The organism is Nocardia sp. FBN12 (assembly GCF_054031145.1).
Genome location: NZ_CM132926.1, coordinates 3,247,939 through 3,272,752, shown reverse-complemented (window position 1 = coordinate 3,272,752; position 24,814 = coordinate 3,247,939). Strand labels below are relative to the sequence as shown.

The 24,814-nt window shown below is 68.5% G+C and carries 23 protein-coding genes; 7 read left to right on the top strand and 16 right to left on the bottom strand.

Annotated elements, in window-relative coordinates; translation table 11 throughout:
- Positions 1-85: 85 nt before the first annotated feature.
- From ACWZHB_RS15765 to ACWZHB_RS15740, 6 genes are all read right to left on the bottom strand, one after another.
- A complete protein-coding gene (locus tag ACWZHB_RS15765) occupies positions 86-1,537 on the bottom strand; it encodes a DEAD/DEAH box helicase (RefSeq protein WP_427908688.1) in 1,452 nt (483 codons plus the stop codon).
- A 255-nt stretch (positions 1,538-1,792) separates the two neighbouring features.
- Positions 1,793-2,731, bottom strand: coding sequence for a M56 family metallopeptidase (locus ACWZHB_RS15760; RefSeq protein WP_266290226.1), 939 nt, complete (start codon positions 2,729-2,731; stop codon positions 1,793-1,795).
- Positions 2,732-2,795: 64 nt separating this feature from the next.
- Positions 2,796-3,185: a BlaI/MecI/CopY family transcriptional regulator gene (locus tag ACWZHB_RS15755; RefSeq protein WP_279537543.1), complete on the bottom strand. Its 390-nt coding sequence runs from the start codon at positions 3,183-3,185 to the stop codon at positions 2,796-2,798.
- A gap of 62 nt (positions 3,186-3,247) precedes the next feature.
- Positions 3,248-4,072: an ABC transporter ATP-binding protein gene (locus ACWZHB_RS15750; RefSeq protein WP_427908687.1), complete on the bottom strand. Its 825-nt coding sequence runs from the start codon at positions 4,070-4,072 to the stop codon at positions 3,248-3,250.
- Positions 4,069-5,355, bottom strand: coding sequence for a FecCD family ABC transporter permease (locus ACWZHB_RS15745; RefSeq protein ID WP_427908686.1), 1,287 nt, complete (start codon positions 5,353-5,355; stop codon positions 4,069-4,071). The genes ACWZHB_RS15750 and ACWZHB_RS15745 overlap by 4 nt, the downstream gene beginning before the upstream one ends.
- The gene (locus tag ACWZHB_RS15740) at positions 5,352-6,398 is read right to left on the bottom strand and encodes a FecCD family ABC transporter permease (RefSeq protein ID WP_427908685.1); all 1,047 of its coding nucleotides are present in this window, start codon (positions 6,396-6,398) and stop codon (positions 5,352-5,354) included. The genes ACWZHB_RS15745 and ACWZHB_RS15740 overlap by 4 nt, the downstream gene beginning before the upstream one ends.
- 111 nt (positions 6,399-6,509) lie before the next feature.
- Here ACWZHB_RS15740 and ACWZHB_RS15735 point away from each other — a divergent pair, with 111 nt between their 5' ends.
- Positions 6,510-7,208 carry a hypothetical protein gene (locus ACWZHB_RS15735; RefSeq protein ID WP_266290216.1) on the top strand — a complete coding sequence of 233 codons (699 nt, stop codon included), beginning with the start codon at positions 6,510-6,512 and terminating at the stop codon, positions 7,206-7,208.
- On the opposite strand, the gene ACWZHB_RS15730 is transcribed toward ACWZHB_RS15735, so the two are convergent.
- From ACWZHB_RS15730 to ACWZHB_RS15710, 5 genes are all read right to left on the bottom strand, one after another.
- Positions 7,205-8,614, bottom strand: coding sequence for a wax ester/triacylglycerol synthase family O-acyltransferase (locus tag ACWZHB_RS15730; protein ID WP_427908684.1), 1,410 nt, complete (start codon positions 8,612-8,614; stop codon positions 7,205-7,207). The two genes, ACWZHB_RS15735 and ACWZHB_RS15730, sit on opposite strands and share 4 nt — an antisense overlap.
- Entirely contained in the window at positions 8,611-9,648 is a 1,038-nt protein-coding gene (locus tag ACWZHB_RS15725; protein ID WP_427908683.1) for an alpha/beta hydrolase, read from the bottom strand. The genes ACWZHB_RS15730 and ACWZHB_RS15725 overlap by 4 nt, the downstream gene beginning before the upstream one ends.
- A 1,882-nt stretch (positions 9,649-11,530) precedes the next feature.
- A complete protein-coding gene (locus ACWZHB_RS15720; RefSeq protein WP_427908682.1) occupies positions 11,531-12,043 on the bottom strand; it encodes a pyridoxamine 5'-phosphate oxidase family protein in 513 nt (170 codons plus the stop codon).
- Positions 12,040-12,486 (bottom strand): nitroreductase/quinone reductase family protein, encoded by a 447-nt coding sequence (locus ACWZHB_RS15715; protein ID WP_427908681.1) that lies wholly within the window; start codon positions 12,484-12,486, stop codon positions 12,040-12,042. The genes ACWZHB_RS15720 and ACWZHB_RS15715 overlap by 4 nt, the downstream gene beginning before the upstream one ends.
- A gap of 141 nt (positions 12,487-12,627) precedes the next feature.
- On the bottom strand, positions 12,628-16,035 hold the full coding sequence (locus tag ACWZHB_RS15710) for a BTAD domain-containing putative transcriptional regulator (protein ID WP_427908680.1): 3,408 nt from the start codon (positions 16,033-16,035) through the stop codon (positions 12,628-12,630).
- A gap of 148 nt (positions 16,036-16,183) precedes the next feature.
- Here ACWZHB_RS15710 and ACWZHB_RS15705 point away from each other — a divergent pair, with 148 nt between their 5' ends.
- On the top strand, positions 16,184-17,761 hold the full coding sequence (locus ACWZHB_RS15705; RefSeq protein ID WP_427908679.1) for an MFS transporter: 1,578 nt from the start codon (positions 16,184-16,186) through the stop codon (positions 17,759-17,761).
- Positions 17,762-17,870: 109 nt separating this feature from the next.
- Here ACWZHB_RS15705 and ACWZHB_RS15700 read toward each other — a convergent pair whose 3' ends face one another.
- Positions 17,871-18,497 (bottom strand): maleylpyruvate isomerase family mycothiol-dependent enzyme, encoded by a 627-nt coding sequence (locus ACWZHB_RS15700; RefSeq protein ID WP_427908678.1) that lies wholly within the window; start codon positions 18,495-18,497, stop codon positions 17,871-17,873.
- A gap of 71 nt (positions 18,498-18,568) precedes the next feature.
- On the opposite strand from ACWZHB_RS15700, the gene ACWZHB_RS15695 reads away from it, so the two are divergent.
- Positions 18,569-19,501 carry a MerR family transcriptional regulator gene (locus ACWZHB_RS15695; protein WP_427908677.1) on the top strand — a complete coding sequence of 311 codons (933 nt, stop codon included), beginning with the start codon at positions 18,569-18,571 and terminating at the stop codon, positions 19,499-19,501.
- A gap of 55 nt (positions 19,502-19,556) precedes the next feature.
- On the opposite strand, the gene ACWZHB_RS15690 is transcribed toward ACWZHB_RS15695, so the two are convergent.
- On the bottom strand, positions 19,557-20,069 hold the full coding sequence (locus ACWZHB_RS15690) for a L,D-transpeptidase (protein ID WP_427908676.1): 513 nt from the start codon (positions 20,067-20,069) through the stop codon (positions 19,557-19,559).
- Between the two features lie 351 nt (positions 20,070-20,420).
- On the opposite strand from ACWZHB_RS15690, the gene ACWZHB_RS15685 reads away from it, so the two are divergent.
- The gene (locus tag ACWZHB_RS15685; RefSeq protein ID WP_427908675.1) at positions 20,421-20,849 is read left to right on the top strand and encodes a PaaI family thioesterase; all 429 of its coding nucleotides are present in this window, start codon (positions 20,421-20,423) and stop codon (positions 20,847-20,849) included.
- 9 nt (positions 20,850-20,858) lie between these two features.
- On the opposite strand, the gene ACWZHB_RS15680 is transcribed toward ACWZHB_RS15685, so the two are convergent.
- The 3 genes from ACWZHB_RS15680 to ACWZHB_RS15670 are packed head-to-tail and all read right to left on the bottom strand — an operon-like array spanning position 20,859 to position 22,102.
- A complete protein-coding gene (locus tag ACWZHB_RS15680) occupies positions 20,859-21,332 on the bottom strand; it encodes a nuclear transport factor 2 family protein (protein ID WP_427908674.1) in 474 nt (157 codons plus the stop codon).
- Between the two features lie 23 nt (positions 21,333-21,355).
- Entirely contained in the window at positions 21,356-21,517 is a 162-nt protein-coding gene (locus tag ACWZHB_RS15675; protein ID WP_427908673.1) for a TetR/AcrR family transcriptional regulator C-terminal domain-containing protein, read from the bottom strand.
- 9 nt (positions 21,518-21,526) lie between these two features.
- Positions 21,527-22,102, bottom strand: coding sequence for an exonuclease domain-containing protein (locus ACWZHB_RS15670; protein ID WP_427908672.1), 576 nt, complete (start codon positions 22,100-22,102; stop codon positions 21,527-21,529).
- 158 nt (positions 22,103-22,260) lie between these two features.
- Here ACWZHB_RS15670 and ACWZHB_RS15665 point away from each other — a divergent pair, with 158 nt between their 5' ends.
- Genes ACWZHB_RS15665 through ACWZHB_RS15655 form a run of 3 tightly spaced genes read left to right on the top strand, consistent with a single transcriptional unit; the run spans position 22,261 to position 24,635 of the window.
- On the top strand, positions 22,261-22,563 hold the full coding sequence (locus ACWZHB_RS15665) for an urease subunit gamma (RefSeq protein ID WP_427908671.1): 303 nt from the start codon (positions 22,261-22,263) through the stop codon (positions 22,561-22,563).
- 9 nt (positions 22,564-22,572) lie between these two features.
- The gene (locus tag ACWZHB_RS15660; RefSeq protein WP_427908670.1) at positions 22,573-22,917 is read left to right on the top strand and encodes an urease subunit beta; all 345 of its coding nucleotides are present in this window, start codon (positions 22,573-22,575) and stop codon (positions 22,915-22,917) included.
- Positions 22,914-24,635: an urease subunit alpha gene (locus tag ACWZHB_RS15655; RefSeq protein WP_266290181.1), complete on the top strand. Its 1,722-nt coding sequence runs from the start codon at positions 22,914-22,916 to the stop codon at positions 24,633-24,635. Before ACWZHB_RS15660 ends, ACWZHB_RS15655 begins: the two co-directional genes overlap by 4 nt.
- Positions 24,636-24,814: the final 179 nt, after the last annotated feature.

Below are 24,814 nucleotides of genomic sequence, written 5' to 3'. Positions count from 1 at the left end.
TGATCTACGAGCGGAAAGTCGCCGTGTTCCAACTCTGGGAAACAGACGCGTGGCCGAACCGTAATCGGTTCGGCCACGCGATAATTCAGTTTGCCGTGCGGTTGCGGTGCGCGGCGGGAGCGGCCGGACGCGCGGCGCGACGACGAGAATTCGTCGGCGTGTCGCCCGTGCGGGCGTGTCCACCGGAGCGCGTGCGCGGCTCGTGTGCCGGACGCTCGCGGCGCGGTGCGCCACCGCGGCCCGCCTCGGCGGCAGGCGCGCCACCGGTGCGTGGACGACGGGTCCGCCCGCCGCCGTTCGCCGACCTGGTCGGCTGCGCGGGGGCGACCGGCGCGGCCAGTGCGATCCCACTGGGCTTGCGGGCGCCGGTGATCTCCACCAGGTTCCGGTCGCCGGGGCGCACGTCGACACCGTCGGTCCGCACGCCCGCCTTGCGGGTCATCGCGGCGACGTCCTTGCGCTCCTCGTCGGTGACGAGGGTGACCACGACACCGTCCTCCCCGGCGCGCGCGGTGCGGCCCGCACGGTGCAGGTAGGCCTTGTGCTCGGCGGGCGGGTCGAAGTGCACGACCAGCGAGACACCGTCGATGTGGATGCCACGCGCGGCGACGTCGGTGGTGACCAGCACCGGCACCGACCCGTCGGCGAAGGCCGCCAGGGTACGGACCCGGTTGTTCTGGGCCTTGCCGCCGTGCAGCGAGCCCGCGTCGACACCGGCGCCGCGCAGCTGCTTGGCCAGGCGGTCGGCGCCGTGCTTGGTGCGCACGAACATGATGGTCAGGCCCTCACGCGCCGCGATCTCGGTGGCCACGGTGCGCTTGATGTTCTTGTCGCGCACGTAGAGCAGGTGGTGGGTCATGGTGCTGACCGAAGCCTCGGCGGGCGCGGTCGAGTGGGTCACCGGGTTGTGCATGTAGCGCTTGACCAGCTTGTCGACATCACCGTCGAGGGTGGCCGAGAACAGCAGGCGCTGACCCTGCTTCGGGGTGCGGTCGAGCAGGCGGGTGACCTGGGGCAGGAAGCCCATGTCGGCCATGTGGTCGGCCTCGTCGAGCGCGGTGATCGTCACATCCGACAGGTCGGCGTTGCGCTGCTTGATCAGGTCGTCGAGGCGGCCAGGGGTCGCGATGAGCAGGTCGACACCGCGTGCGAGGCGATCTGCCTGGCGCTTGATCGGCGCACCGCCGACGACGGAGGCGACGCGCAGGCCCAGCGAGCGGGCGGCCTCTTCGAGGGCCTTCTCGATCTGGGTGGCGAGTTCGCGGGTCGGTACCAGCACGAGGCCGCGCGGGCGGCCCGGCTTGGACTGCGAACCCTGGGCCAGGCGGGTCAGCATCGGCAGGCCGAAGGCCAGGGTCTTGCCCGAGCCGGTCGGGCCGCGACCGAGCACGTCACGCCCGGAGAGGGCGTCGCCGATGGTGGCGGCCTGGATGGGGAAGGGCTTGTCGATACCCGCGTTGCGCAGGGTCTGCACCAGTTCGACGGGTAGGCCGAGTTCGGCGAAGGTCGGTTCGGTGGGCAGGGCAGAGTTGGTCAAGGTGGCCTTTCGTTGGGCTGCGAATCGCGCCGAACGATGATCGGCGCCGATTACCCGAATACGCGCTTCGGCGTGAGCGGGGTGCGGCCCAGCAGGAAGGACCGGTCTCCCAGGATAGGCGTGTTCGGCCTCGGTTGGGTAAACAGGCTGGTCAGGTAAGTGGTTGTGGCAAGGTCTGTTCCGCCGCGAAACAGGGAGCGGCGCGAGCGCCGCCGCGCTGGGAACGCTCGCGGCGTACGGCGGGGGATCGCCAGGTCAGCCGTGGAAGAGCCGGCTGAGTTCCTGCAGCCATGGCACCGCGACAGCGAGCGTCGGTACGACCAGAATCGCGGCCGAGCCGAGGTAGGCGGCGGTGGCGACTCTCACGTCTCCGGTGCGGCCTGCGAGCCGTTGGATCCGGATCAGCGTGCTCGGACCGCCCGCGGCGAGCGCGCCCTGCGGTGCGGTGGACTTGGCGCAGGCGATCAGGGCGCGGGCGAGCGGTTTGGGCCCGGTGACCTTCACCGCGGAGTCGTCGGCGAGCAGTTCGATCAGCAGTTTCACCTGGCCGAGCGCGGCCTTGCTGCGGACCACCCGGGGAAAGGCCTCGTGCACGGCGGTGAAGGCCTCGAGGACCAGGTCGTGGCGGGCGCGCAGGTGCGAGCGCTCGTGGCTCACGATGGCGGTGACCTCGGAGTCGTCGAGGCTGGTCAGGGTGCCTTCGCTGATCACGACCCGCTGACGAAGGCCGGGCAGGCAGTAGGCGATGGGTTCGGTGGCGGCCAGCACGCGGATATCGGCGGCGCGACGTACCGGGCCACTCTGATCGAGCAGGTCGACCAGCATGCGATGGCGGGAGCGGCGGCGCCGGGTGTGGACACCGACGCGCACGATCGAGAACATCAGGCGGGCGCCGACCATCAAGGTGAGCGCGAAGACCAGCACATACAGCGTCCACAGCGGCAGACCGAGCGCGTCGATCTCCTTGGTGGGCGAGGTGGTCGGCCTACCGTCGGGGCCGGGGACCAGCAGCAGACTGGCGATGGCCAGTCCGGATCCGAAGGCGCTGAGCACGGCGGCCAGGGCGATCGCCTGCCACAACACCAGCGCCGCGCGCGGGCTGCGGTGCACCCAGGTAGCGCGACTGAGCAGCGCTGGTACCGGCCCTGCGAGAAGCAAGGCGAGACCAGCAAAGACTGCCGCGGTTGCGTTCATCGACTCTGCTCACTGCGTTGTGGGGCCAGGGGCGCTCACCCCATTGTGAGAGCCGCCAGGGAGTCTAGCCGCTGTTTTCGTCGGATTCGAGCTTGGCGAGCGCCTCGCGCAGGGCATCCGCCTCGTCCTTGCCGACCTGTTCGACGAAGTGCACCAGCGCCGCGGCGCGACTACCTGCGGCGTCGGCCTGTTGCAAGGCGTCGACCATCAGGCTCGCGACCAATTCGTCGCGGCTGTGCACCGGTGCGTATCGATGCGCGCGATCGTCGCGTCGCTGGACCACCAGATCCTTTTTCGCCAGTCGCTGGAGCACCGTCATCACCGTGGTGTACGCGAGCTCGCGCCGCGCGGCCAGTGCTTCGTGGACCTGCCGCACCGTGAGTGGCTCATCGGCCGACCACAACTGGTCCATGACCGCTTTTTCGAGTTCGCCGAGACCTGCCATCCCACCGATTTTACGGCCTCAACGACAAACATGCGTACTACAGTTTGTCGTAACGGGGTGTTTGCTGTGTGTCATTCGTCATAGTCGGCCGCGCCGTGCACGTGTCTGGTCCCGATCGGGACGATCATCGGCCGTCCCGAGACCGGATCGGTGAGCACGGTGGCTTCGAGACCGAACACCTGCGCGAGCAGTTTCGCGGTGACGATGTCGGCCGGTTTACCGCGCGCGACGATCTTGCCGTCGCGCATGACGACGAGCTCGTCGCTGTAGCGGATCGCGAGATTGAGATCGTGCAGCACCATCACCACCGTGCGCCCGAACTCGGCGTGCAGGCGGTCGACAAGGTCGAGCACTTCGAGGGAATGCGCGAGGTCGAGGTAGGTGGTCGGCTCGTCGAGGAGCAGGATGTCGGTGCCCTGGGCCAGGGCCATGGAGATCCAGGCCCGCTGTCGTTGGCCGCCGGAGAGTTCGTCGAGGGTGCGGTCGGCCAGGTCGGCGATGCCGGTCTGGGCCAGCGCGGCGGCGACCTCGGTCTCGTCGTCGGTCGACCACTGCCGCAACCAGGACTGATGCGGATGGCGTCCGCGCGCGACCAGGTCGGCGACGGTGAGCCCCTCGGGGGCGACGGGTGTCTGCGGCAGCATGCCGATCACCCTGGCTACGTCCTTGGTCTTCATCGATGAGATGGCCTTGCCGTCGAGGACGACCTGTCCCTCGCGCGGGCGAAGCAGCCTGCCCAGTGACTTCAGCAGCGTCGACTTACCACAGCCGTTGGGGCCGATGACCGTGGTGACCACGCCGGGAGAGATGTCGAGTGTGAGCTCGTCGACGATCACCCGGTCGCCGTAGCCGAGGGAAACGGTATCGGCGGCGAGGCGGTGGACGGGGCTGGTCATGAGAGCGTGGCCTTCCGATTCATGCGGACGAGCAGGTAGAGCAGGAACGGTCCACCGAGCGCCGCGGTGACGATACCGACCGGCAGATCGACGGGCAGCAGCGTGCGCGAGATGATGTCGGCGCCCGCGACCAGGGCGGCACCGGTCAGGGTCGAGGCGATCAGAGGTTCGCCGGGCGTGCGCAGTGCCATCCGCGCGATCTGCGGCGCGGCCAGTGCGACGAACCCGACCGGCCCGACGGCCGAGGTCGCCACCGACGCCGCCACCACGGACGCCCCGATGAGCAGCGCCTGCTGGGACTGGATCCGCACGCCGAGCACCCGGGTCGATTCCTCGCCGAGGCGCAAGGTGGCCAGCGTCCGCGCGGACACCAGCGACACGACGGTCACCACCGACAGGGCGATCACGGCGGGCACGACCCGGGACATGTCGGCCGCGTTGAGCGATCCGTTCAGCCAGACCTGGGCGCGCGCGGCGTCGGTGAGGCTGGCGCGGGTGAGCAGCCAGCTGATCACCGACATCAGCACCGCGTTCACGCCGATGCCGATGAGAACGAGCCGGAACCCGGTCACACCGCGTTCGCCGCCGCGCCCGCGTCCCCAGGCCAGGAGATAGATGACAACAGCGGTGAGCAGGCCGCCGGTCAGCGCGGCGAGAGGTGCTCCGACGGTCGCGATCAGCCCGGTCGTCGCGCCACCGCTGCCGACCAGCACCGCGACCGCGCCCACACTCGCGCCGGTGGTGATGCCGAGAACGTCCGGCCCGGCGAGGGGGTTGTGCAGGATCGACTGCATCAGCGCACCGGAAAGTCCGAGCGCGGCGCCGACGACCACCGCTGTGAGCGCGCGAGGCAATCGCGATTCGATGATGATGAAGCGTTGTGAGCGGGAACCGCCGCCGCCGAGCACATCGAGCACGCGCCCGAGCGGGATATGGGTGTCGCCGACGGCGATATCGAGGCAGAACAGCAGAAACACCGCGACTGCCAGGGCCAGGACGACGCCGAGCATCACCGGACGCAGCACCAGCGACACCGGCCCGACCCGCAGCGCGGGACGCACCTTCCGCAGCGCGGCGTCTGCTTGCTCAGCGCCCACGGAATCGGCGTCCAGGACAGCCTTGTTCGTGTCGGCCGAATGATGGTCGAGCCGATCGCTGCCCACCGGAGGGGTACCTGCTTCCCCGGCGCCCGCCCGAACTGTGTGGTCGGCGTCCGCTCGATTCGCACCTGCCTGCTCGGAGCCTGCCGATTCGGCCGGTGTGTTCGGCTGAATCTTGCTCACAGCGACACCAACTTCTTGCGACGCACCAGCGCGATGAAGAACGGCGCACCGACGGCGGCCAGCATCACGCCGACCTGCAGTTCTCCCGGTGGCGCGATCACCCGCCCGGCGACATCGGCCACCAGCAGCAGTAACCCACCCAGCAACGCCGAGTAGGGGATCAGCCACCGATTGTCCGGCCCGGTGATCACCCGCGCGATATGCGGCACCACCAGCCCGAGGAACGCGATCGGCCCGACCGCCGCGGTGGCGGCACCGCTGAGCAGCACTACCGCGACCAACCCGAACGCGCGCGCCCGCCCGACGTCGACACCGAGGCCGCGCGCCACATCGTCACCGAGGCTCAGCAGATTCAGCCCCGGCGCCGCCGCGACCGCCATCGCCATCCCGAGCACGAGGAATGGCAGCACCTGCCAGAACACCCCGGCTTCGCGACCGTTCACGGTGCCGACCACCCAGAACCGGTAGGTGTCGAGCGCCGCGTTGTCGAGCACGATGACCGCGTTCGTCATCGCCTGCAGAAACGCGGTGACGGCCGCGCCGGCCAGGACCAGGCTCAACGGGCTCGCCTTACCTCCGCCGATCGAGGACACCCCGAACACGATCATCCCCGCGATCGCGGACCCGGCGAAGGCGAACCAGATGTACTGCGCGGGCGCGGTGAACCCGAACGCGAAGATGCTCAGCGCTGCCAGAAACCCCGCGCCGGCATTGAGTCCTAACAATCCGGCATCAGCGAGCGGATTCCGGGTATACCCCTGGATGAGCGCGCCCGCGACGCCCAACGCCATCCCGGCGACCAGGGCCAATGCGGTGCGCGGCAGACGAAGCTCACGCACGATTTCCTCGGCGGTGGAGCGGGCCGGGCATCGGAACGGGCCGCCGTCGCAGCCGAGGGCGTGTGTGACGGCGTCGAACACCGTGGTGGGTGCGAGCGAGCGGGTGCCGACGGCAATGCTGGCCACCACCGCCACGGTGAGCAGGACAACGAGCAGAAGAAGCCCGGTCAGACGACGACGTCTGACGGTGCCAGGGTGGATCACGGCGACGAACTTCTCCTGCCTCGAAACCGGACACGACTTGTGAAGTCTGGTAAGCCTAACCTATGTTCCGAGACATCATCGTCACGGGAACCAACCGTTCGAGGAGGTTCGATGTCCGAGCCCGTCACCACCGCCATGTCCCGCACCACCGCCGCGTTCGATCGCGCCTGTGCCCGGTTGCAATCGCTGCAACCCGAGCATCCGCGCGTGTATGCCGTCGCGGCGATGAGCGGACAGGGCAAACGGCGATGGTGGCATGTCCCGAACGGGCTCTCCGAGGGTCGCGTCGAGCTGATGTACCGGCGCCACGCCGCGGAGATGATCAACGACGAGATCGCCGCCGAAGTGGTCGCCACCGCGCTCATCCACGCCGTCGCGGGCCGGGTCACCGCGCTGTTCGTCATGGATGCCCAGGCCTGGGATCCCGGTCGCGACAACCTGTGGATCCACCACGACAACGACGGCGGTATCGACTGGGCGGGGCTGTCGGACACCACGATTCGGGTCGTCGACTGTGATCCCGAACCCGGCGCGGTCGCCTTCCCCTGCGAAGCCGCCATGGCGGTCTGGCTCGCTCAACGCTGCGCCTCCTCGCTGATCCCGTTGCAGTCGGTGCTCACCCGCTGCTCCGGCCTGCCCGCCCGCCGGTTCTGGACCCTCGTCGGCGAATCCATCATCGGCGCGGCGACTTACGTCCCCGACCTGGCCCGTGCGGATGTGTCCGCGGGCGCCCGCCGCGGCCAGCTCCTGCTCGGCGCCTTCGAGGAACGCGGCCTTCCGGTGCGCCGCAGCAGCTGCTTGCAGCGCTAGTGGGGGGCGTGCAGGGCGGCGGCGAGCTCGTGGAACGACGCGAGGATCAGCTTGTCGTAATGCTCGGGGTCGGGCATCATCTCCGCGTTCGTGGTGATCGCGATGACGATCTCGTCACCCTGCGAGGTGATCAGGTGGCGTAGGCCGTCGCCGTCCAGAATGGGGAGCGCGCCGACCGCTCGCGTGACCGGGCGCCCGCAGAATTCGAGGGCGTCGGTCACCGGCGGGACATTGCTGATCGTGGTGTTGCACAGCGGGACCGTCGGGGACGCGTCGAAGCGGCGCTGCGCCCTTGCCCACCCCGCGGCGCGCAGGAGCAGCGCGGGCGCGGTTTCCACGCGCAGCTCGGTGCGCTGCACGACCGGGTCCCGCGTTCGTTTCTTGGCCGCGCCCGCGGAGTCCTGGATGGCGTGCAAACGGGCGATCGGGTCGGCGATGTCGGTGTGCAGGTCGACGACCATCTGGGTGAGCTTGTTCGCCGAGTCCCAGTCGGCGATGCCGCGCATCGACATCGGCACCATCGCGGCCAGCGAGCCGTCGGGCGTCTCGTCGTGCTCGGCGAGGTAGGTGGCCAGCGCGCCCGCGATCGTCGTCAACATCAGGTCGTTGATCGTGACCCGGTGCGGTGCGGCGTTCTTGGCCGCCAGTACTTCCCGCATCGGAATGGGTGTGAGGTGAAAGGTCAACGCCGAGTTGATGTCTCGGTTGAAACGGGTCGCCGGACGCTCGGGGAGTGGTTCGCGCACCGCACCGGTCTCGACGAGTGCCCGCAGTTGCTCCCGCGCGACCCGGAAGCGGCGCAGTCCGGCTACGAACCGCATCGGGCGATATCCGAGCGCGGCGATCGTGCGCACGGCGGTCGAGAGCGGCCGGGCCGGCTCGAGCCGCACCGGCGGTGCGGGTTCGGTGCCGAACAGCAGCCGTTCCAGCTCTCGGGTCGCGATACCGTCGCCGACACTGTGGTGGAACTTGACCACCACCAGCGTCGTTTCGCCGGGCATCGCGGGCACACCGTCCACGCGATCGAGGATGTGGATCTCCCACGGCGGTCGCGTGAGATCCATACGCGCGGAAGCGAGTTCGGCTATCCGGGTGCGAGCGTCATCCCAGTTGCCCGGCCGCTCGAAGCTCACGTGCGCGTCGACCGACAGCGTCGGGTCGGGTACCCAGTACGGCAGATCCGCGTCCAGCCGCACCCTTCGCAGCCGTCGATGGAACAGCGCCGCGTGCCCGATCCGGCTGTGTGCCCACGCCAGCGTCTGTTCCGCGTCGAGCGGTGCGGCCCGCGTCGAGTCGGCGAAGTACACCGCCACGATATGGGACAGGTGCCGGTCGGTCTCGTCGTAGACGAAGACCGCGTCCCGGGGACTCAGCTGCCGGGTGCCCACCCGGAGTTCGGTGCTCATATGCCCAGGGCTGTCGCCATCATCGGCCATGAGGCGTGCAGGTCGTCTTCCCAGTAGCCCCAGGAGTGGGTGCCGGTCGGGCGGATGTTGTAGGTGATATTCGTCCGGCCGAGTTCCCTGGTGCGCTGCGCCAAATTCGCCGTGCAGTACGCCGTCGCCGCTTCGATGCCACCGCCGACGAGCATTTGATTCGTGAGAATCGACGTCGGATTCTTGCCATTGATGTGCACGCGCGGATTCGACAGAGTGTCGTGCGGTCCCGGCAATCCGGTGCCCGCGGAAATGTAGATGGGAATATTCGGCAAACGATGGGCTTGCACATACGGATCGTGCTCGCGCCAGGCGGCGTCGCTCTCGGGACCCCACATGTTCTCGGTGTTCCCGCCGCCCATCCGCACGACCAGGGAGACGAAGGCGCGGCCGATCGGATCGCTGGTCATCGCGCAGCCGCTGTACGCCGAGACGCTGCGGTACAGGTCAGGCGCCTGGATCGCGAGATCGAGCACCGACGTCCCCGCCATCGAGATGCCGGCCAGGGCGTTGACGCCGTTCGTGTCGAAGGCCGCGTCGATCACCGGCGGCAGCTCCTGGGTGAGGAACGTCGTCCACTTGTTGTTGCCGTTGTTCTCGAGGTTCTTCGCCAGGCCCGGGTCCGGTCGCTGCCAGTCGGTGTAGTAGCTGAACGCGCCTTCCATCGGGATGACGACGTTGACATGCTTGTCGCCGAAGAATCCACCCGCATCGGTCTGACCTGGCCAGTTGGCCGAATCCTCGCCGCCGCCCGCGCCGTTCAGCAGATACAGCGTCGGTGCCGGGGTCGAGGTGTCGACCGGCCGGAGCACCCGCAGCGCGATCGTGCGATCCATGGCGGGGGAGTACACGCTGATGTCGGCGACCTGGCCGGCGTGCGTCTGACTCACCAGCCGTGCGCCGGGCGCGGCCGATGCCTGCGCGCCGTCGACGAAGACCGGCGTCGAGGCCACGGCGAGGGCGCAGACGGCCGACATGATGGCGCGGAGCATTTGGTTGTTCATGGTGTCGCGAGCCTGCTGACTTCTCGGGCGGAAACGGGGGCCTGCCACCTGTGGCCGACCCCCGAACCGCGCTGAACTACGTTCGCTGGGATTACTTACCCGGGGTGGGCGTGCCACCGCTGGCGCTGATCAGCGCCTGGACGAAGGGCAGGGCCGCGTTGCTCAGGCTGCCCGCGCCGGTCTGCATCAGTTCGTAAAGGGAACCCATGTGAAACTCCTGGTAGTGAGGTGGATCGGATTACGGGAAGAAGGCTTCTACCGAACCCAGGAAGGCGGCGAGCAGGCCGTCGCCTTCGGCCGCGGAACCCAGTCCGGCGATCGCGGCCATCATGATCTCGGTCAGTGAACCCATGTGTGAATCTCCTTGCTTGGTGGTGGAACAAACTGCGTGCTGGCGGCTAGCCGGTGTAGGGTCCGCCGCTCGCGCTGATCAGTGCGTCGACGAAGGGCAGCGCGCCATTGCCGAGACTGGCCATGCCGGTCGAGAACAATTCGTAAAAGGATCCCACGTGTAACTCCTGAAGATGAGGTGATCGGGCTACGAGAAGAACGCTTCCAGCGAGCCCAGGAAAGTCCCGAGCAGGAGGTCGCCCGAGTTCGCGGACGCCATTCCTTCCAGGACGCCCAGCAGCAGCTCATCGAATGAGCCCATGATGTCTCTCCTTGCGCTGTTGTCTAGCCCCCGGAACTGGGGTGGCCCCCACGGTCCGGGTGGTCATCACGATCGGTAGCTGATGTGATGCCGGTAACGTAGCGCCGCTGCAGATGTGTGGCAAGCCGATGTTTCACTCACGGTGAATCGTTCATTTTTTTCTTTCCCGATGGAAGCTGTTCGGCGATTGCCGCAGCGCGTCCGGGGACTACGTGTGACCTGTAGTTACTGCGACTGTCTGGCACAGTAAGCGACCGTTTCGCTGCGAACGCGCACGTTCATCGTGAGTGCGTCAAGGGGGATTGATATCGGCGATGAGTAGGCTGATCTGCGGTGAATTCGAAGAGTGGGTGAGGAGACCGGCATCGCCGGCCCGGCGATCCCCTGGCGGAGAAGGTGTCGATGGCTGTGGCTGAAGTGGGTCCTGCCGTTGCGGATGCCTGTTGCCGGACCGTTTGCCGGGACCTGAGATTCCCGGTGAGTGAGACGATATCGGCATTCCTCTTTTTTCCGGCTCGCGATTGTGTCCTATTATGCATAGACGCTATCAAAATGCGGCGTTGACACCACTCGGCCAGGTCGGTAGGAATGGATCGGGGGTGGACCGTGAACGGCCCACCCCCGACGGCATTGCCGCGTATTACTTACCCGGCGTCGGCGTACCGCCGCTGACCGAGATCAGTGCCTGAATGAAAGGCAGGACGGCTTCGCTCAGGCTGCCTGCGCCGGTCTGCATCAATTCGTAGAGTGATCCCATTGTGCGTTCTCCTCGGGTGCTGAAATGAATAGCGAACTCGTCCTCGAGTTCAGCAGTGTTCGTCGGGTGACGCGGTTTACGGGAAGAAGGCTTCGACCGAGCCGAGGAATACGGCGAGAAGGCCGTCGCCCTCGACCATGGAACCCAGTCCCGCAATTGCGGCCATCATTATCTCCGTCAGCGAACCCATGGTGAATCTCCTTGCATGATCGGTAAGCATCCCGCCGGAAAATGGGGATATCGTCGGCCGGGATGTGGATCACAATCAGATCTCTGTTGTGATGTGGGTAACGTAGCTCCGCGAATTTTCTCCGGCAAGGAAATCGCCCGATTCGCGTAATTCGGCTCAGGATCCTTCCCGGTGGAAATGGTCGTCGGTATTGGTACCTGTCACGAAGGATCGCGCCGTGACCTGTACAGATGTCCAGTCACGTCAGATCGGCGGTGAACGGTGGCGTTCACCGCCGTTTCTGTCAATCCCCCTGGAGCGGGCCGCGCCAGATCCGGGCCGGAATTCCGCTGACCAGATCCTGGCGCCGCAACACCTGGATGCGCCACGGATCGAGGCGAAGTACCTGGAAGGCGGGGTCTTGCGGCCCCTGCCAGAACTGCCGGGGGTCATAGCCCGCGCCGGGCGGACTGCCGTGCCGGTACAGGTCCCACACGTGTGCCCGCTCGCCGGGGTCGTCGGTCCATTCGGCCACCGTGTCGACGGCGACGGTGTTCTGCGCCGGGCTCCAATAGGAAAATGTCACGTGCGGATTTCCCGCGATATGGGCGGCTTTCACCGGCGTGCGATAGGTGCCGAGCCAGCCGACCGGGCGGTCGGGCTCGGTTTCCCAGACCGGAATCAAGACGCGCGACCGCGGTCGGCCCTCGGCGTCGACCGTGGTCATGGTCGCGTAGTTGACGGTGCCGACGATGGCGTCGAAGTCGGCTTTGATATCGGCGAAAGTGTGGACCTGGGCGCGGCCGCGGGTACTCATTTCCGCTCCTCGACGCGTTCGAGCACGACGACCGGAATCGGCTGCGCGGCCAGTCGTGCGTAGTGGCGGTAGACGGGTGCTTGCGCGAGCATCGACTGCCAGAGCCGTTGATACTCCTGGCCTTCGGCGACGCGCGCTCGCACCCGGAACCGATCTGCTCTGACCTGGACCTCCGCCTCTGGTGTGGCAAGCAGATTCCGGTACCACTGCGGGAGCTCGGCACGGCCCGGCACCGAACCGGAGGCCACCAGGACGAGGCGGTCGCCGTCGTCGCCGAAGAACAGTCCGGTGCGCCTGCGCACGCCGGTGCGGCGGCCGACGGTGGTGAGAACGAGGTTGGTGGTGCCGCCTTCGAGGAAGCCGTCACGCCCGTCGGTGGCGAGGTAACGGCGGACGTGGTCGGTCACCGAGGGATCGGGGCTGTCGGTCACGGTGGGAGTCATGGATTCACCCTGCGCCTGCGGCCTTCGGGTGAACTCAGGGTCGACTCGAGGTATCCGGCGCGGGTGCGGCGACCGGCGCATGCCGGCCGCACTCGTGAGTCGGCTCGGTGCGGTGGTGCGGCTCTGTGTTGCCCGCTGGACTCAGGGTCGACTCGGAGTTCGGGCGGAGTGCAGAGTGTGGGGGTCGGTGGCCCGGCCGGTGTCGAGTTCGGTGGCGAATTGGCCGGCGCCGATATCGGCGATGATGCGCGCCCCGATGCGGTTGACGTCGCCGCGCTCGGCGTCGGGCAGCGGGGCGCCGGTGGACCGGCGGAGTGCGTCGGCGGCGCCGAGCAGCTGGGCCGCGTGCGTGGAATGCCCGGCGAGCGAACGGGCTCCGGCCAGGCCTTCCAGCGCGAGCGCGTGGGCGCGGGGATCGCCGGTGCGCAGCGCGGAGTCCAGCCCGCGCAGGTGCTGTTGTTCGGCGTCGTCGGCGTCAGCCGCCAGCTCCGCGGTGAACCCGAGTTCGGCGAGGATCAGGGCGGCGCCGAAATGCGATCCGGCCCGCAGGTGCCAGTCCAGCCAGGCGCTGAGATGTTCGCGGGCCGCGCGAAGGTGGCCGCGGCGCCGCGCGACCAACCCGAGCCCGAGCACCGCGGACTCCTCGCCCACGAGGTGACCCTGCTCGACCGCGACCCGACGGGCTCGTTCGTGCAGGTCGGCGCTGCGTTCGAGTTCGCCGCGCAGCAACGCGATCCGGCCGAGGGAAGTGAGCCGCTCACCGACCTCGGTCCACAGTCCGAGTTCCTCGGCGGTCGCCAGCGCGGTCCGGTGGTGGTCACGGGCCGCGTCGAGGTCGCCGGTCACCTCGGCGTGGCTGCCGAGCAGGAATCCCGCGATACCCTGCCCCCAGCGATCGCCCACCCGCGTGAACAGGTCCATGCTGCGCCCCGCGTGTTCACCCAACCCGGCCAGATCGCCGCGGGAGAACGCCTCGCGGGCCAGCGATACCGAGGCCGCCGCGACGCCCCAGTCGTCGCCGGCGAAGGCGGTTCGCAGGTCGGCCGCGCTGTCCATCCCCCGCTGCGCGGCGAATCCGGTGTGCACGTGCGCGAGATACCACCGGGCGCGCAACTCCGCCGGTAGGCGGTGTTCGACAGCCTGCGATCGGTCGGCCGTGCCCACTGACCCGGTGTGTTCGGCGGTGGTATCGCCCCCGTTCCCCGGCGCCGACTGGTCGCTGGCCGGTGTGTCGTTGGTGCGGCCCGCGCCGAGCTCGAGGGCGCGCCGCCACAGCAGGGCGACCCGGCGTTCGGCGGGATCGGTCCCGCCCGGCACGGCCAGTGCGATGCCGAGGGATCGAATGCCCTCGGCCAACCGGCCGCGCATCACCCAGTACCAGGCGAGCGCGTTGACCAAGCGCAGCGCTTCGCCGGATCGTTCTGTCGCGCAGGCGGTTTCGAGTGCCCGGCGCAGGTCCGCCGACTCGGCGTCGAGCCTGGCCAGCCAGCGTCGCTGGTCAGCGGTGCGCAGGTGCTGGTCGGCGCGTTCGGCGAAGGCGACGTAGTAGTCGAGATGCCGCCGCCGAGTGGCGGATTCCTCGCCGCTCTCCCGCAACCGGTCGATACCGTAGGCGGCGACCGATTTCAGCAGGCGGTAGCGCGGTCGGGAATCGGCGCCGGGCGTGATGACGAGGGAACGGTCGACCAAGCGGGCCAGCACCTCCGCCACATCGACACCCTCGACGTCACCGCCCGCGCACACCGCCTTGGCCGACTCCAGGGTGCCGCCGTCGGCCTGCGCCGAAAGACGCCGCAGTACCGAACGTTCGGCCTCGTCGAGGAGCTCCCAGCTCCAATCGATCACCGCGCGCAGGGTGCGCTGACGGTCCGGCGCATCGCGATACCCCGACGACAGCAGGGTGAAACGGTCCTCGATCCGCTCGGCGACCGCATGGACACCGAGTGCGCGCACCCGCGTCGCCGCCAGCTCGAGGGCCAGCGGCAGGCCGTCGAGATGGGTGACGATAGCGGCGACGGCGTCGGCATTGTCATCGGTGACCGCGAAGCCGGGCGCGCTCGAGCGGGCGCGCTCGACGAAAAGCTGTGCGGCAGGCGAGGTCTCCACGTCACTCGACCGGGCAGTGCCGTCATGCGGATGTTCCTGCGCCCGCGTAGCCGTCGCGGAGCGGATCTCGGGCCCGCCACGCTGCGCCGCGTTACTGTCGGACGCCTCGGCGACCCGTGAGGTTCGCGTGGTGGGCAGGGGCAACGGGGCCACCGGCCAGATGTGTTCGCCCGCGATGTTCAGCGGTACCTGGCTGGTGACCAGCACGCGCAGTTCCGGCGCGGCGGCCAGCAGTCGCGACACGATCGCGGCGGCCGCGTCGACGACGTGCTCACCGTTGTCCAGCACGAGCAGCACCTGTTTGGCGCGCACCGCGTCGGCGAGACGGTTGAGCTGAGTGCCGTTGCCGCGCACCGGGAACGGGCTCGAACCCGCGGAATCGTCGCGGATATCGAAGGCTGCCGCCACCACCTCGGTGAGTGTCGTCAGCGCGCTGTCCGGTTCGGCGTCGAGGCACAGGCCGGCGAGCTCGACGAACAAGACGCCGTCGCGCGCCGAGTCGGCCGCGGCGGTGGCCAAGGCGAGACGGGTCTTGCCGACCCCACCGGGTCCGGTGAGGGTCACCAGTCGTTCGGCCCGGATCAGCGCGTCGATCGCGGCGAGATCGTCGTCGCGCCCGATCAGCGAGGTCACCGGCACTGGCAGCGTGGGGCGCGGGGTCACGGAGGCGCTGGGCGCGGTCCGAACCGGCGCGCCCAGCGCCGGATCCTGTTCCAGCACAGCACGATGCAGGCCGGCGAGCTCGGGACTCGGGTCGAGGCCGAGCTCCTCGGCCAGGTGCTCGCGCAGTCGCCGATAGGAATCCAGGGCCTCCCCGTGTCGTCCCGATCGGTACAGCGCCAGCATGTGGGCGGCCCGCAGACGTTCACGCAGTGGGTGGAGTTCGGTGAGCTCACCGAGCTCGTCGGCGACCCGGTCGTGTTCGCCGAGGGCGATCCGGGCCTGCGCGAGTTCCTCGACCGCGGTGAGCCGCTGTTCCGCGAGCCGAAGTACCGGGATCCGCGCGAAGTCGTGATCGGTGAGATCGGCCAAGACCTCGCCGCGCCACAATGCGAGCGCTTCCGCGAGAAGTGTTGCGCGCGTGGCGGTGTCGTCGGTGGCGCGCGCCCGCTGGAGCAACAGCTGGAACACCTGGGAGTCGACGGCACCCGCGGCGACGTCGAGGAGATAGCCGGGGGAGCGCGATACCAGCAACTCCCGCCCGCCCGCTTCGGCGTCGCCGAGGACCCGCCGCAATTGCGAGGCCCTGGTCTGCAAGGAGCCGGCCGGGTTGGCGGGCAACGCCGTGCCCCACAGGTCCTCGACCAGTCGATCGGCGGGCACGATCCGGCCGGGTTCCACCAACAGCGCGCCGAGCAGTACCCGCACCTTGAGCTCTGGAACCCGGACGGGCTGACCGTCGTCGGTCCAGACCGCCAGCGGACCGAGCACTCCGAAACGCATGTCACCCACCCTAAACGGGGGTCGACGATGCGAGGTGGCCCGCACCGCGGTGCGCGGCTCGAGGTCGTCTGGAGTCGACCCGAAGGGTTCCCGAAGTGCGGCTCGGCACTGTTGCTCGCAAGTTCGAACCTGAGAAGGGAAACTCCTGATGTCCGAGTTCACCGATACCCCCGAGCGGGCTGGCACCCGCCAATGGCTGGGTCTGGCGGTCCTGCTGCTGCCGACGGTCCTGCTGTTCCTGACCATGACCGTGCTGTTCCTCGCCACCCCCTATATCGCGGCCGACCTGTCGCCCAGCAGCGGCCAGCTGTTGTGGATCAACGACATCTACGGATTCGTGATGGCCGGGTTCCTCGTCACCATGGGCACCCTCGGTGACCGGCTCGGCCGCCGCAGGCTGTTGCTGGCGGGTGCGGTGCTGTTCGGCATCGCCTCGATCGTCGCCGCGTTCGCACCGGGCCCCGAACTGCTGATCGCGGCTCGCGCGGTGATGGGCCTCGGTGCGTCGGCCGTCATGCCCGCCACGCTGTCGCTGATCACGACCATGTTCCGCGACGACCGGCAGCGCGCCACCGCCATCGGACTCTGGGCCGCGTCGGTCTCGGCGGGTGTGGCGCTCGGGCCGCTGCTCGGCGGTCTGATGCTCGCGTCGCTGTGGTGGGGTGCGTCGATGCTCATCGGTGTGCCGGTCATGGTGCTGGTCGTGCTCGCGGTGCCGGTGCTGATCCCCGAATACCGTGCACCGCTCGCGGGTCGGCTCGATCCGATCAGCGTCGCGCTGTCGCTGGCCGCGCTGCTGCCGTTCGTCTACGGCGTGAAGAAGCTGGCCGAGTCCGGGATCGCCGCCGAATCGGTGCTCACATTGCTCGCCGGTGTGCTGTTCGCGGTGGTCTTCGTCCGCAGGCAGCTGCGCCTGGCGGATCCGCTGCTCGATGTGCGACTGTTCGCCAACCGGACGTTCAGCGGTTCGCTCGGTGTGTACATGCTCGCCGCCATCGCCCTCGGCGGGGTGTATCTGCTGTTCACCCAGTACCTGCAGTTGGTCGCGGCCCAGTCGCCGCTGGCGGCCGGGCTGTGGATCCTGCCCGCCGCCCTCGGTCTGGTCATCGTCTCCACCGTCACCCCCGCCCTCGCTCGCCGCATTCGCCCCGCCTACCTCATCGCGGCCGGTCTGACCGTCTCCGCAATCGGCTATCTGGTCCTCACCCAGGTCGCAAGCGAAGCCGGGCTGCCCCTGCTGATCGTCGGTTTCTACATCCTCTACCCGGGCATCGCCCCGGCGATGGCACTGATCCCGGGTCTGGTCATCGGGGCCGCACCGGCGGAGAAGGCGGGCGCGGCCTCGGCCGTGAACAGCACCGCCAGCGACCTCGGCGTGGCATCGGGAGTCGCCCTGCTCGGCAGCGTGGGCGCCGCGATCTACCGCGCCGACATGTCCGACGCCGAGGGTGCCGCCGCGGAAACCCTGCCGGGAGCACTGAGTTCGGCGCAATCGCTGCCCGCCGATCTCGCCGACTCGGTCATCGCCGCCGCTCGTGAAGCCTTCACCAACGGCCTGAACGCCGCCGCGTTGACCGCTGCTGTGCTCTCGGCCGCGGGTGCGGTGCTGGCGGTGGCATTGCTGCGACGAATTCCGGCCGGTGCGACTTCCGTGCCGGAAATCGATGAGGCAAAGGAGGTTTCGGCGGCGGATGGTGGCGCCGGGCGAACCACCGTCGCCGTCTGATCGCCGCGGGATCCCCGTCGAACACTGCGATCCGTGGCACCTCACCGGTGCTACGGATCGCTGTACTGCGTTGTCGGTCGGCGGCGATGACCGCAGCGTGCCGACGGAGTCAGTCGCTGTTCCCGTCGGCTCGCTCGGCGGGGGAGCGGCGACCGGTCACGATCATCAGTAGTGCCGCCGCGGTGCCGGTGATCGGCGTGCCGTTGCCCGCGGCCCACGCGGTGTCGGTGGCAGTGAGCGCGTATCCCACCAGCCGATCTTGGGCGTGGAAGGGCGCGCCCATCGTCCACACGCGGTCCAGTGCGAGTCGCGCCGGCGTCGAGGGCATGACCCGGTCGATACCGAGTGGAACGGCAATGTCCTGGCCGTGGACCAACAGGTCCATCAGGCGGTCGATCGGTGTGGTGCCCACCGGGATGGCTCTGGAGTCGATGGTGGCGCGGAGCTCGGCGAGCAACGCGGCGGTCGGGGTGCGGTCGGCGTGCCGAACCGCGGTGTCGTGGATGAGCCGGTCGGTATTGCCGCGAGCGCGGATCAGATTCACCAGCAGCGAGACGATCGTGACGCGGGTGGCCAGCACCAGGTGTGCCGCCACATCCCTGACCCGCCACCCCTCGCACAGCGACGCGGTGTCCCACGCCGATTCGGGCAGCTCGCGCAGTAATTCGACCAGCGTGGAGCGCTCCTCGGCTACCGCCTCCCAGATCGTGTCGTTCATCGTGTCCAGTTCGGCCATCGTTGGAACCTCCGTCGCGTGGGTGTCCTCGGTACCGTAGGAGTTCCACCGAGGTGGAGGTGCCAGCGAAAGTGACTCACATCACCTACTTGACGATCGGCGAGCTCGCTGCCCGGACCGGCGTCGCGGTGCGCACGGTCCGGTTCTACTGCGATGCGGGCCTTCTCGACGCTGCCCGCACGCCTACCGGCCACCGGGTGTTCGAACCCGGCGCGGTCGATCGACTCCTGCTGCTGCGCCGGTTGCGTTCCTTCGGCATCGGGCTGCCCGCGATCGAGGACGTACTGGACGGCACCCGGTCGATCGCCGAGGTGATCGCCGCCGAACGGATCGCCCTCGACGACGAGCTCGACGCACTGCACCGGCGCCGGGCACTCCTGCGAGCGGTCGAATCAGCCGCCCCCGACGCACACGCCGAACAGCTGGATCTGCTTGCCGCCGTGGTCGATCCGCGAGCTGCCCGCGACGTGCTCGTAACTTTCTGGCGCCGCCAACTCGCCCCACTGCCGACCTCGGCCATCGACGGCTTCCTCAGCATGAACGTCCCCGAGCTCACGGCCGACGCCCGCCCAGAACACCTCATCGCCTACGCGGAACTGATCGGCGCGGTGTCGAACCCGGATATCGCCACCGCCATGTACGACACCATTCGCCACCGCAGCACCCCCGGCATCCGCGACGAACGCCGTCTCCTGTTCGACGTGGCCGACGCCTGCGTAGCGGTAGCACCCCTCGTGGCCGCGAACACCGCACCCCGACCCGGCGTGGAACTCGACCACTACGTCGACGTCCACGCCACCGCCCGAGCCCGTCGTGACACTGCGACCTTCCGCCGCCAACTCCTCACCGACGCCGCGGGCGCGGACCACCGGGTCCGCCGATACTGGCACCTCACAACAACTCTCACCGGCGAACGCGCGACCTCCGGCGCCACCCAGCTCTGGCTCTTCGACGCCCTGTCCTCCTCGGTTCGGCCAGGCGTCGGCGGTGGGGTGCGGAAGTAGGGCCGGAACACGGAAAGGGAGGCCGTTCGTGGCCTCCCTTTCCGGTGTTCAGAACTCAGGGAACAACTTCGACGATGTCGCCCGGTTCCAGCCATTCGTAGTGCGCCTTGGCGCCTTCCGGGGTCAACCGGATGCACCCGTGGGACTGCTCCTCGGTGGGTCCGATGTGGTACGCGATATCACCGTTGAAGAAGATCGCGTATTCCATGGGGGCGTTGTGCAGAGTGCTCCAGTGGAACGGCTTCTTGAACGCCACCTTGAAGACCCCGGGCGGCGTTTCGTAGCCGGGCCGGCCGTGTGACATGGGGCTCGGCCCGAAAGTGACCTTCCCGCCGTCCATCAACCACGCGTTATTGGTCGACAACTGCAGGCACGCACGAGCTTTCTCGCTGCACGGGGCCACCACGGGCTCCGGCGGCGGGGCGGGAATGATGGCGGGCACGCCGGGCACATCGGGCCCGCCTGGCCACAGTGGTTCGGCCTGTACGGGCGCTGCGACCGCGGACCCGACCACCGCCGCGCACATCGCCGCCTGCACAGCCCATCGGGGGATACGACTACTACTCACGAAATCTTGCCTCTCTCGCCGCGCCCACCCCTGGTCGTCGTACGCCCAGAACATGAGCTATCACCATCGACACAAGCCTCGGAACATAGAGGTATCAGCGATCATGGAGTATTGCGATCGTGTTGAGCAAGCCCGGGGGCGCACTATCGGCGCGTCACGCCGCGGAGCGCCCGCTTGACTACTTAGGTAAGCCTGACCTACTCTGAACTCGGCGTACGGATGAGCCGGTGGTCCCGAGGGCTGCGGTCGACTCCGCCATCCTGCCGCGGCGGGCTCCGTTTTCGAGACGGAGTCCGCCGCTACGTCTTACCGGCTGCGGCGCAGCGTTTCGGATGGTGTAAACCGGACGGTATGAGCAACCCGTCGTTCTCGCTGGTCGATCTCACTCCCGAGTTGATGAACAAGGCCAGCGTCGGTACCTTCACCGATTTCATCGGCCTTCGCTACACCGAGGTCACCCCCGATCGGGTGCGCGGCGAATGGGACGTCCACCCCCAGTTGTTCCAGCCCGCAGGCATCCAGAACGGCGGCGTGTTCTGCACCGTCATCGAAACGCTGGCCAGCGTCGGTGGCGGTGTCTGGTTCGGTGACCGCGGCCAGGTCGTCGGCGTCAACAACAACACCGACTTCCTCCGCGCGGTCCGCGATGGACTCCTCACCGCCGAGGCCACCCCCATCCACCGCGGCCGCAGCCAGCAACTCTGGGTCGTCGTCATCACCGACGCGGAAGGTCGCACCGTCGCCCGCGGCCAGGTCCGCCTGCAGAACCTCGCCGCCTGACACCGTCGATCAGCGCGGGCCGCGGCCCGCGGCGACGCTGCCTGCCACATGGCGCACCTCGCGGTGCGAGATCAGCCATTCGCCCTCGTGCCGCTCGAACTCGTCCTCGACCAGGCCGATCACGGTCCAGTCGGCGGGTTTACCCACATCGGTGGTCGAAAACCAGTGCCAGACAGTGGCATACGCGGTGAGCAGTGGGCGGTCGCCGGTCCATTCGATCGTGGCCTGCCCGATCACGTGGGCCACCAGGGCGCGCTGGGATTTCGGCACCCGGCTCATGTGGTTCGTGAACGATTCGCGGCCGTGGAAGAGCACTGGCGGACCGGGCATGATGCGGTATTCGATCAGTGCGTCGGGGGTGAAGCACTCGGAGAAGCGTTCGCTCTCCTGGGTGTCGGCGATCCGGAAGAACTTGTAGAAGGTCTTGAAGATCGCGCGCTCGGCTTCGATCGTGGCGAGCAGGGTGTCGAGTGATCCGGTCACAGCGGGTCCTTTGTGCGTGCGGGTCAGGGGATTTCGTAGGCGCGCAGGAAAGTGTCGACAGCGGTGGCGGCGACGGTGCGCATCTCGGCGGTGGAGACCTTGCGGGTGCCGAGTCGGGTGCGGCCCTCCATCGGCCCGGTGATCAGGACCAGGAACTGTTCCGCCGCGGTTGCCGGGTCCGACATGCGCAGGCGTCAATCGACGGTGGTGACCCGCCAGCCGCCACGGCCGAGCACGTCGACGACCAGCGCGCCGATGTTCCACGCGTCGTCCTCACCTCGGTGGTGGGTGCCTTCCAGGGGGATATCGGCGAGCTGAAGCGCCCGGTCCATGCCCAACCGTCGCCGCAGGTCGTAGGACTCGGCGAACACCTGTTTGGCATTGGTGTGCTCGGGCCCGAACGGATACTCCACGCCGGTTGCCGCGCACTGCGTACGGAACTGCTTGCGGTCGTAGTCGCCCCAACTCGCCCATGGCCGCTCGCCCGCCGCGAACTCGCGCACCAGCAGGCGGCACGCTTCGCCGAACTCGACGCCCTCGTCGTCGACCTGCGCCTGCGTGAGTGTGGTGAGCTCGGTGCAGAACTCACTGATCGTCGACCGCTCCGGCCGCACGATGATCCCGTGCTTGCTCACCCTGGTCCGGGCGGCGAGGTCGACAACAGTGATGCCGATCTCGATGATCTCGCTGGTCTGCCCGGCAGGCGGATCACCGGCCCAGCAGGTGGCTTCCACATCGACCACGTTGAGCAGGCCGGTCCATTCGTTCATGGGTCTGACGGTACGGGTCGGGTGACAGTGGAGCGCTCGTTAACATCTCGTTAATCGCTGCGGAGTCGTCCCCGGTCGTGCTTTCTGGCGGTCTCCGCGCGGACGTGGGACGTGCCAGAATGTCGCTCACCGAACACGACCCGCCGAGGAGAGAACCAATGCGCCTGTCGCCGCACGAGCAGGAACGGTTGCTGCTGAGTTATGCGGCCGAGCTGGCGCGCCGGAGGCAGGCGCGGGGGTTGAAGCTGAACCATCCCGAGTCGATCGCGGTGATCACCGATCATGTGCTCGAGGGTGCGCGGGACGGGCGGACCGTGGCGGAGCTGATGTCGTCGGGACGGTCGGTGCTCACCCGCGACGATGTGATGGACGGGGTGCCGGAGATGATCCACGACGTGCAGGTCGAGGCGACGTTTCCCGATGGGACCAAGCTCGTCACCGTGCACCACCCGATCGGATAGGCGAGACCCATGATTCCCGGCGAATATCTCTGTGCCGAGGGCACGATCGAACTGAACGCCGGCGCGGTGCGCGTCGAGCTGGATGTCGTCAACACCGGTGACCGCCCGGTTCAGGTGGGCAGCCATGTGCATTTCCCGCAGTCCAACGCCGCGCTGGAGTTCGACCGTGATGCCGCCCACGGGCACCGGCTCGATATCCCGGCCGGCACCGCGGTTCGTTTCGAACCCGGTCTGCCGCAGCGGATTTCGCTGGTCCCGCTCGGTGGCACCCGTGAGGTCCACGGCATCAGCATGCACCCGCCGGGGCAGCTGGATACCGGCAATTCACCGCGACGTCCGGGAGAGAATCGATGACCGAACTGAGCCGCGCCCGCTACGCCGAACTGTTCGGGCCGACCACCGGCGACCGCATTCGCCTGGCCGACACCGACCTGCTGATCGAGATCACCGAAGACCGCAGCGGCGGACCGGGACTCGCCGGTGAGGAAGCGGTGTTCGGCGGCGGCAAGGTGCTGCGCGAGTCGATGGGGCAGTCGCGCGCCACCCGCGCCGACGGCGCCCCCGACACCGTCATCACCGGTGTGGTCATCATCGACCACTGGGGCATCATCAAGGCCGACGTCGGTATCCGCGACGGCCGCATCTGCGGCATCGGCAAGGCAGGCAACCCCGACACGATGTCGGGGGTGCACCGGGACCTGGTGGTCGGCCCGTCGACCGAGATCATCGCGGGCAACGGCCGCATTCTCACCGCGGGCGCGATCGACTGCCACGTCCACTTCATCTGCCCGCAGCTGATGGACGAGGCGCTCGGCGGCGGCATCACCACCCTCATCGGCGGCGGCACCGGCCCCGCCGAGGGGTCCAAGGCCACCACCGTCACACCGGGCTCCTGGCATCTGGCGCGGATGCTGGAATCCCTCGACCACTGGCCGATGAACATCGTGCTGCTCGGCAAGGGCAACACGGTCAGCCAGGAATCGATGTGGGAGCAATTGCGCGGCGGCGCATCGGGTTTCAAGCTGCACGAGGACTGGGGCTCCACCCCGGCCGCGATCGATGCCTGTCTCACCGTCGCCGACGCGGCGGGCGTGCAGGTGGCCCTGCATTCGGACACACTGAACGAGGCCGGTTTCGTCGAGGACACCCTCGCCGCCATCGCGGGTCGCGGCATCCACGCGTATCACACCGAGGGTGCGGGCGGCGGCCACGCGCCCGACATCATCACTGTCGCTTCCCATCTCAACGTCTTGCCCAGTTCCACCAACCCCACCCGGCCGCACACCGTCAACACCCTCGACGAGCACCTCGACATGCTGATGGTGTGCCACCACCTGAGCCCGTCGATCCCCGAGGACCTCGCCTTCGCCGAATCGCGGATCCGACCCTCCACCATCGCGGCCGAAGATCTGCTGCACGACCTCGGCGCGATCTCCATGATCGGCTCGGACTCCCAGGCGATGGGCCGCATCGGTGAAGTGGTGATGCGCACCTGGCAGACCGCCCACGTGATGAAACGCCGCCGCGGTGCCCTGCCCGGCGACGGCGCGGCCGACAACGCCCGCGTGCAGCGCTACATCGCCAAATACACGATCTGCCCGGCGGTTTCGCACGGACTCGACGACGAGATCGGTTCGATCGAAGTCGGCAAACTCGCCGACCTGGTGCTGTGGGAGCCGGCGTTCTTCGGCGTCCGCCCGCACGCGGTTCTCAAGGGCGGCATGATCGCCTGGGCCGCGATGGGCGACGCCAACGCCTCCATCCCCACGCCGCAGCCCGTGCTCCCGCGCCCCATGTTCGGCGCCGCGGCTCCCGCCGCCGCCGCCACCTCCTTGCACTTCGTCTCCGAACAGGCCATCGACGACGGTCTCGCGAACCGCTTGAACGTGCGCCGAAAGCTGGTGCCGGTCAAGAACGCTCGCCGCGTCACCAAGGCCGACATGCCCCACAACGACGCCATGCCCCGCATCGAAGTGGACCCCGACACCTTCACCGTCCGCATCGACGGCGAGGTCTGGGCGGAAGAACCGGCGACCGAACTCCCGATGGCACAGCGCTACTTCCTGTTCTGACCCGCCGCACCCGGCGGTGTGGGAGGCCATGATGCACGCCGCCGGGTGAGCAAGGGGTAGCCGCGCGTTCGCTGCGACCGTGCGCGGGCTGATGAACGCCGTCGCGTCCGCCTCGATTAGGCTCGTCGCGATCCGAGCGGGGCGGGTTCCGGCACGCCTTCCGCCGCAGCGCGCCGGGT

Excerpts from the sequence above, each read along its gene's own strand:
- ACWZHB_RS15760 (WP_266290226.1), bottom strand. The coding sequence starts at position 2,731 with ATGAACGCAACCGCGGCAGTCTTTGCTGGTCTCGCCTTGCTTCTCGCA.
- ACWZHB_RS15750 (WP_427908687.1), bottom strand. The coding sequence starts at position 4,072 with ATGACCAGCCCCGTCCACCGCCTCGCCGCCGATACCGTTTCCCTCGGC.
- ACWZHB_RS15735 (WP_266290216.1), top strand. The coding sequence starts at position 6,510 with ATGTCCGAGCCCGTCACCACCGCCATGTCCCGCACCACCGCCGCGTTC.
- ACWZHB_RS15730 (WP_427908684.1), bottom strand. The coding sequence starts at position 8,614 with ATGAGCACCGAACTCCGGGTGGGCACCCGGCAGCTGAGTCCCCGGGAC.
- ACWZHB_RS15725 (WP_427908683.1), bottom strand. The coding sequence starts at position 9,648 with ATGAACAACCAAATGCTCCGCGCCATCATGTCGGCCGTCTGCGCCCTC.
- ACWZHB_RS15720 (WP_427908682.1), bottom strand. The coding sequence starts at position 12,043 with ATGAGTACCCGCGGCCGCGCCCAGGTCCACACTTTCGCCGATATCAAA.
- ACWZHB_RS15715 (WP_427908681.1), bottom strand. The coding sequence starts at position 12,486 with ATGACTCCCACCGTGACCGACAGCCCCGATCCCTCGGTGACCGACCAC.
- ACWZHB_RS15710 (WP_427908680.1), bottom strand. The coding sequence starts at position 16,035 with ATGCGTTTCGGAGTGCTCGGTCCGCTGGCGGTCTGGACCGACGACGGT.
- ACWZHB_RS15705 (WP_427908679.1), top strand. The coding sequence starts at position 16,184 with ATGTCCGAGTTCACCGATACCCCCGAGCGGGCTGGCACCCGCCAATGG.
- ACWZHB_RS15700 (WP_427908678.1), bottom strand. The coding sequence starts at position 18,497 with ATGGCCGAACTGGACACGATGAACGACACGATCTGGGAGGCGGTAGCC.
- ACWZHB_RS15685 (WP_427908675.1), top strand. The coding sequence starts at position 20,421 with ATGAGCAACCCGTCGTTCTCGCTGGTCGATCTCACTCCCGAGTTGATG.
- ACWZHB_RS15675 (WP_427908673.1), bottom strand. The coding sequence starts at position 21,517 with ATGTCGGACCCGGCAACCGCGGCGGAACAGTTCCTGGTCCTGATCACC.
- ACWZHB_RS15670 (WP_427908672.1), bottom strand. The coding sequence starts at position 22,102 with ATGAACGAATGGACCGGCCTGCTCAACGTGGTCGATGTGGAAGCCACC.
- ACWZHB_RS15665 (WP_427908671.1), top strand. The coding sequence starts at position 22,261 with ATGCGCCTGTCGCCGCACGAGCAGGAACGGTTGCTGCTGAGTTATGCG.
- ACWZHB_RS15660 (WP_427908670.1), top strand. The coding sequence starts at position 22,573 with ATGATTCCCGGCGAATATCTCTGTGCCGAGGGCACGATCGAACTGAAC.
- ACWZHB_RS15655 (WP_266290181.1), top strand. The coding sequence starts at position 22,914 with ATGACCGAACTGAGCCGCGCCCGCTACGCCGAACTGTTCGGGCCGACC.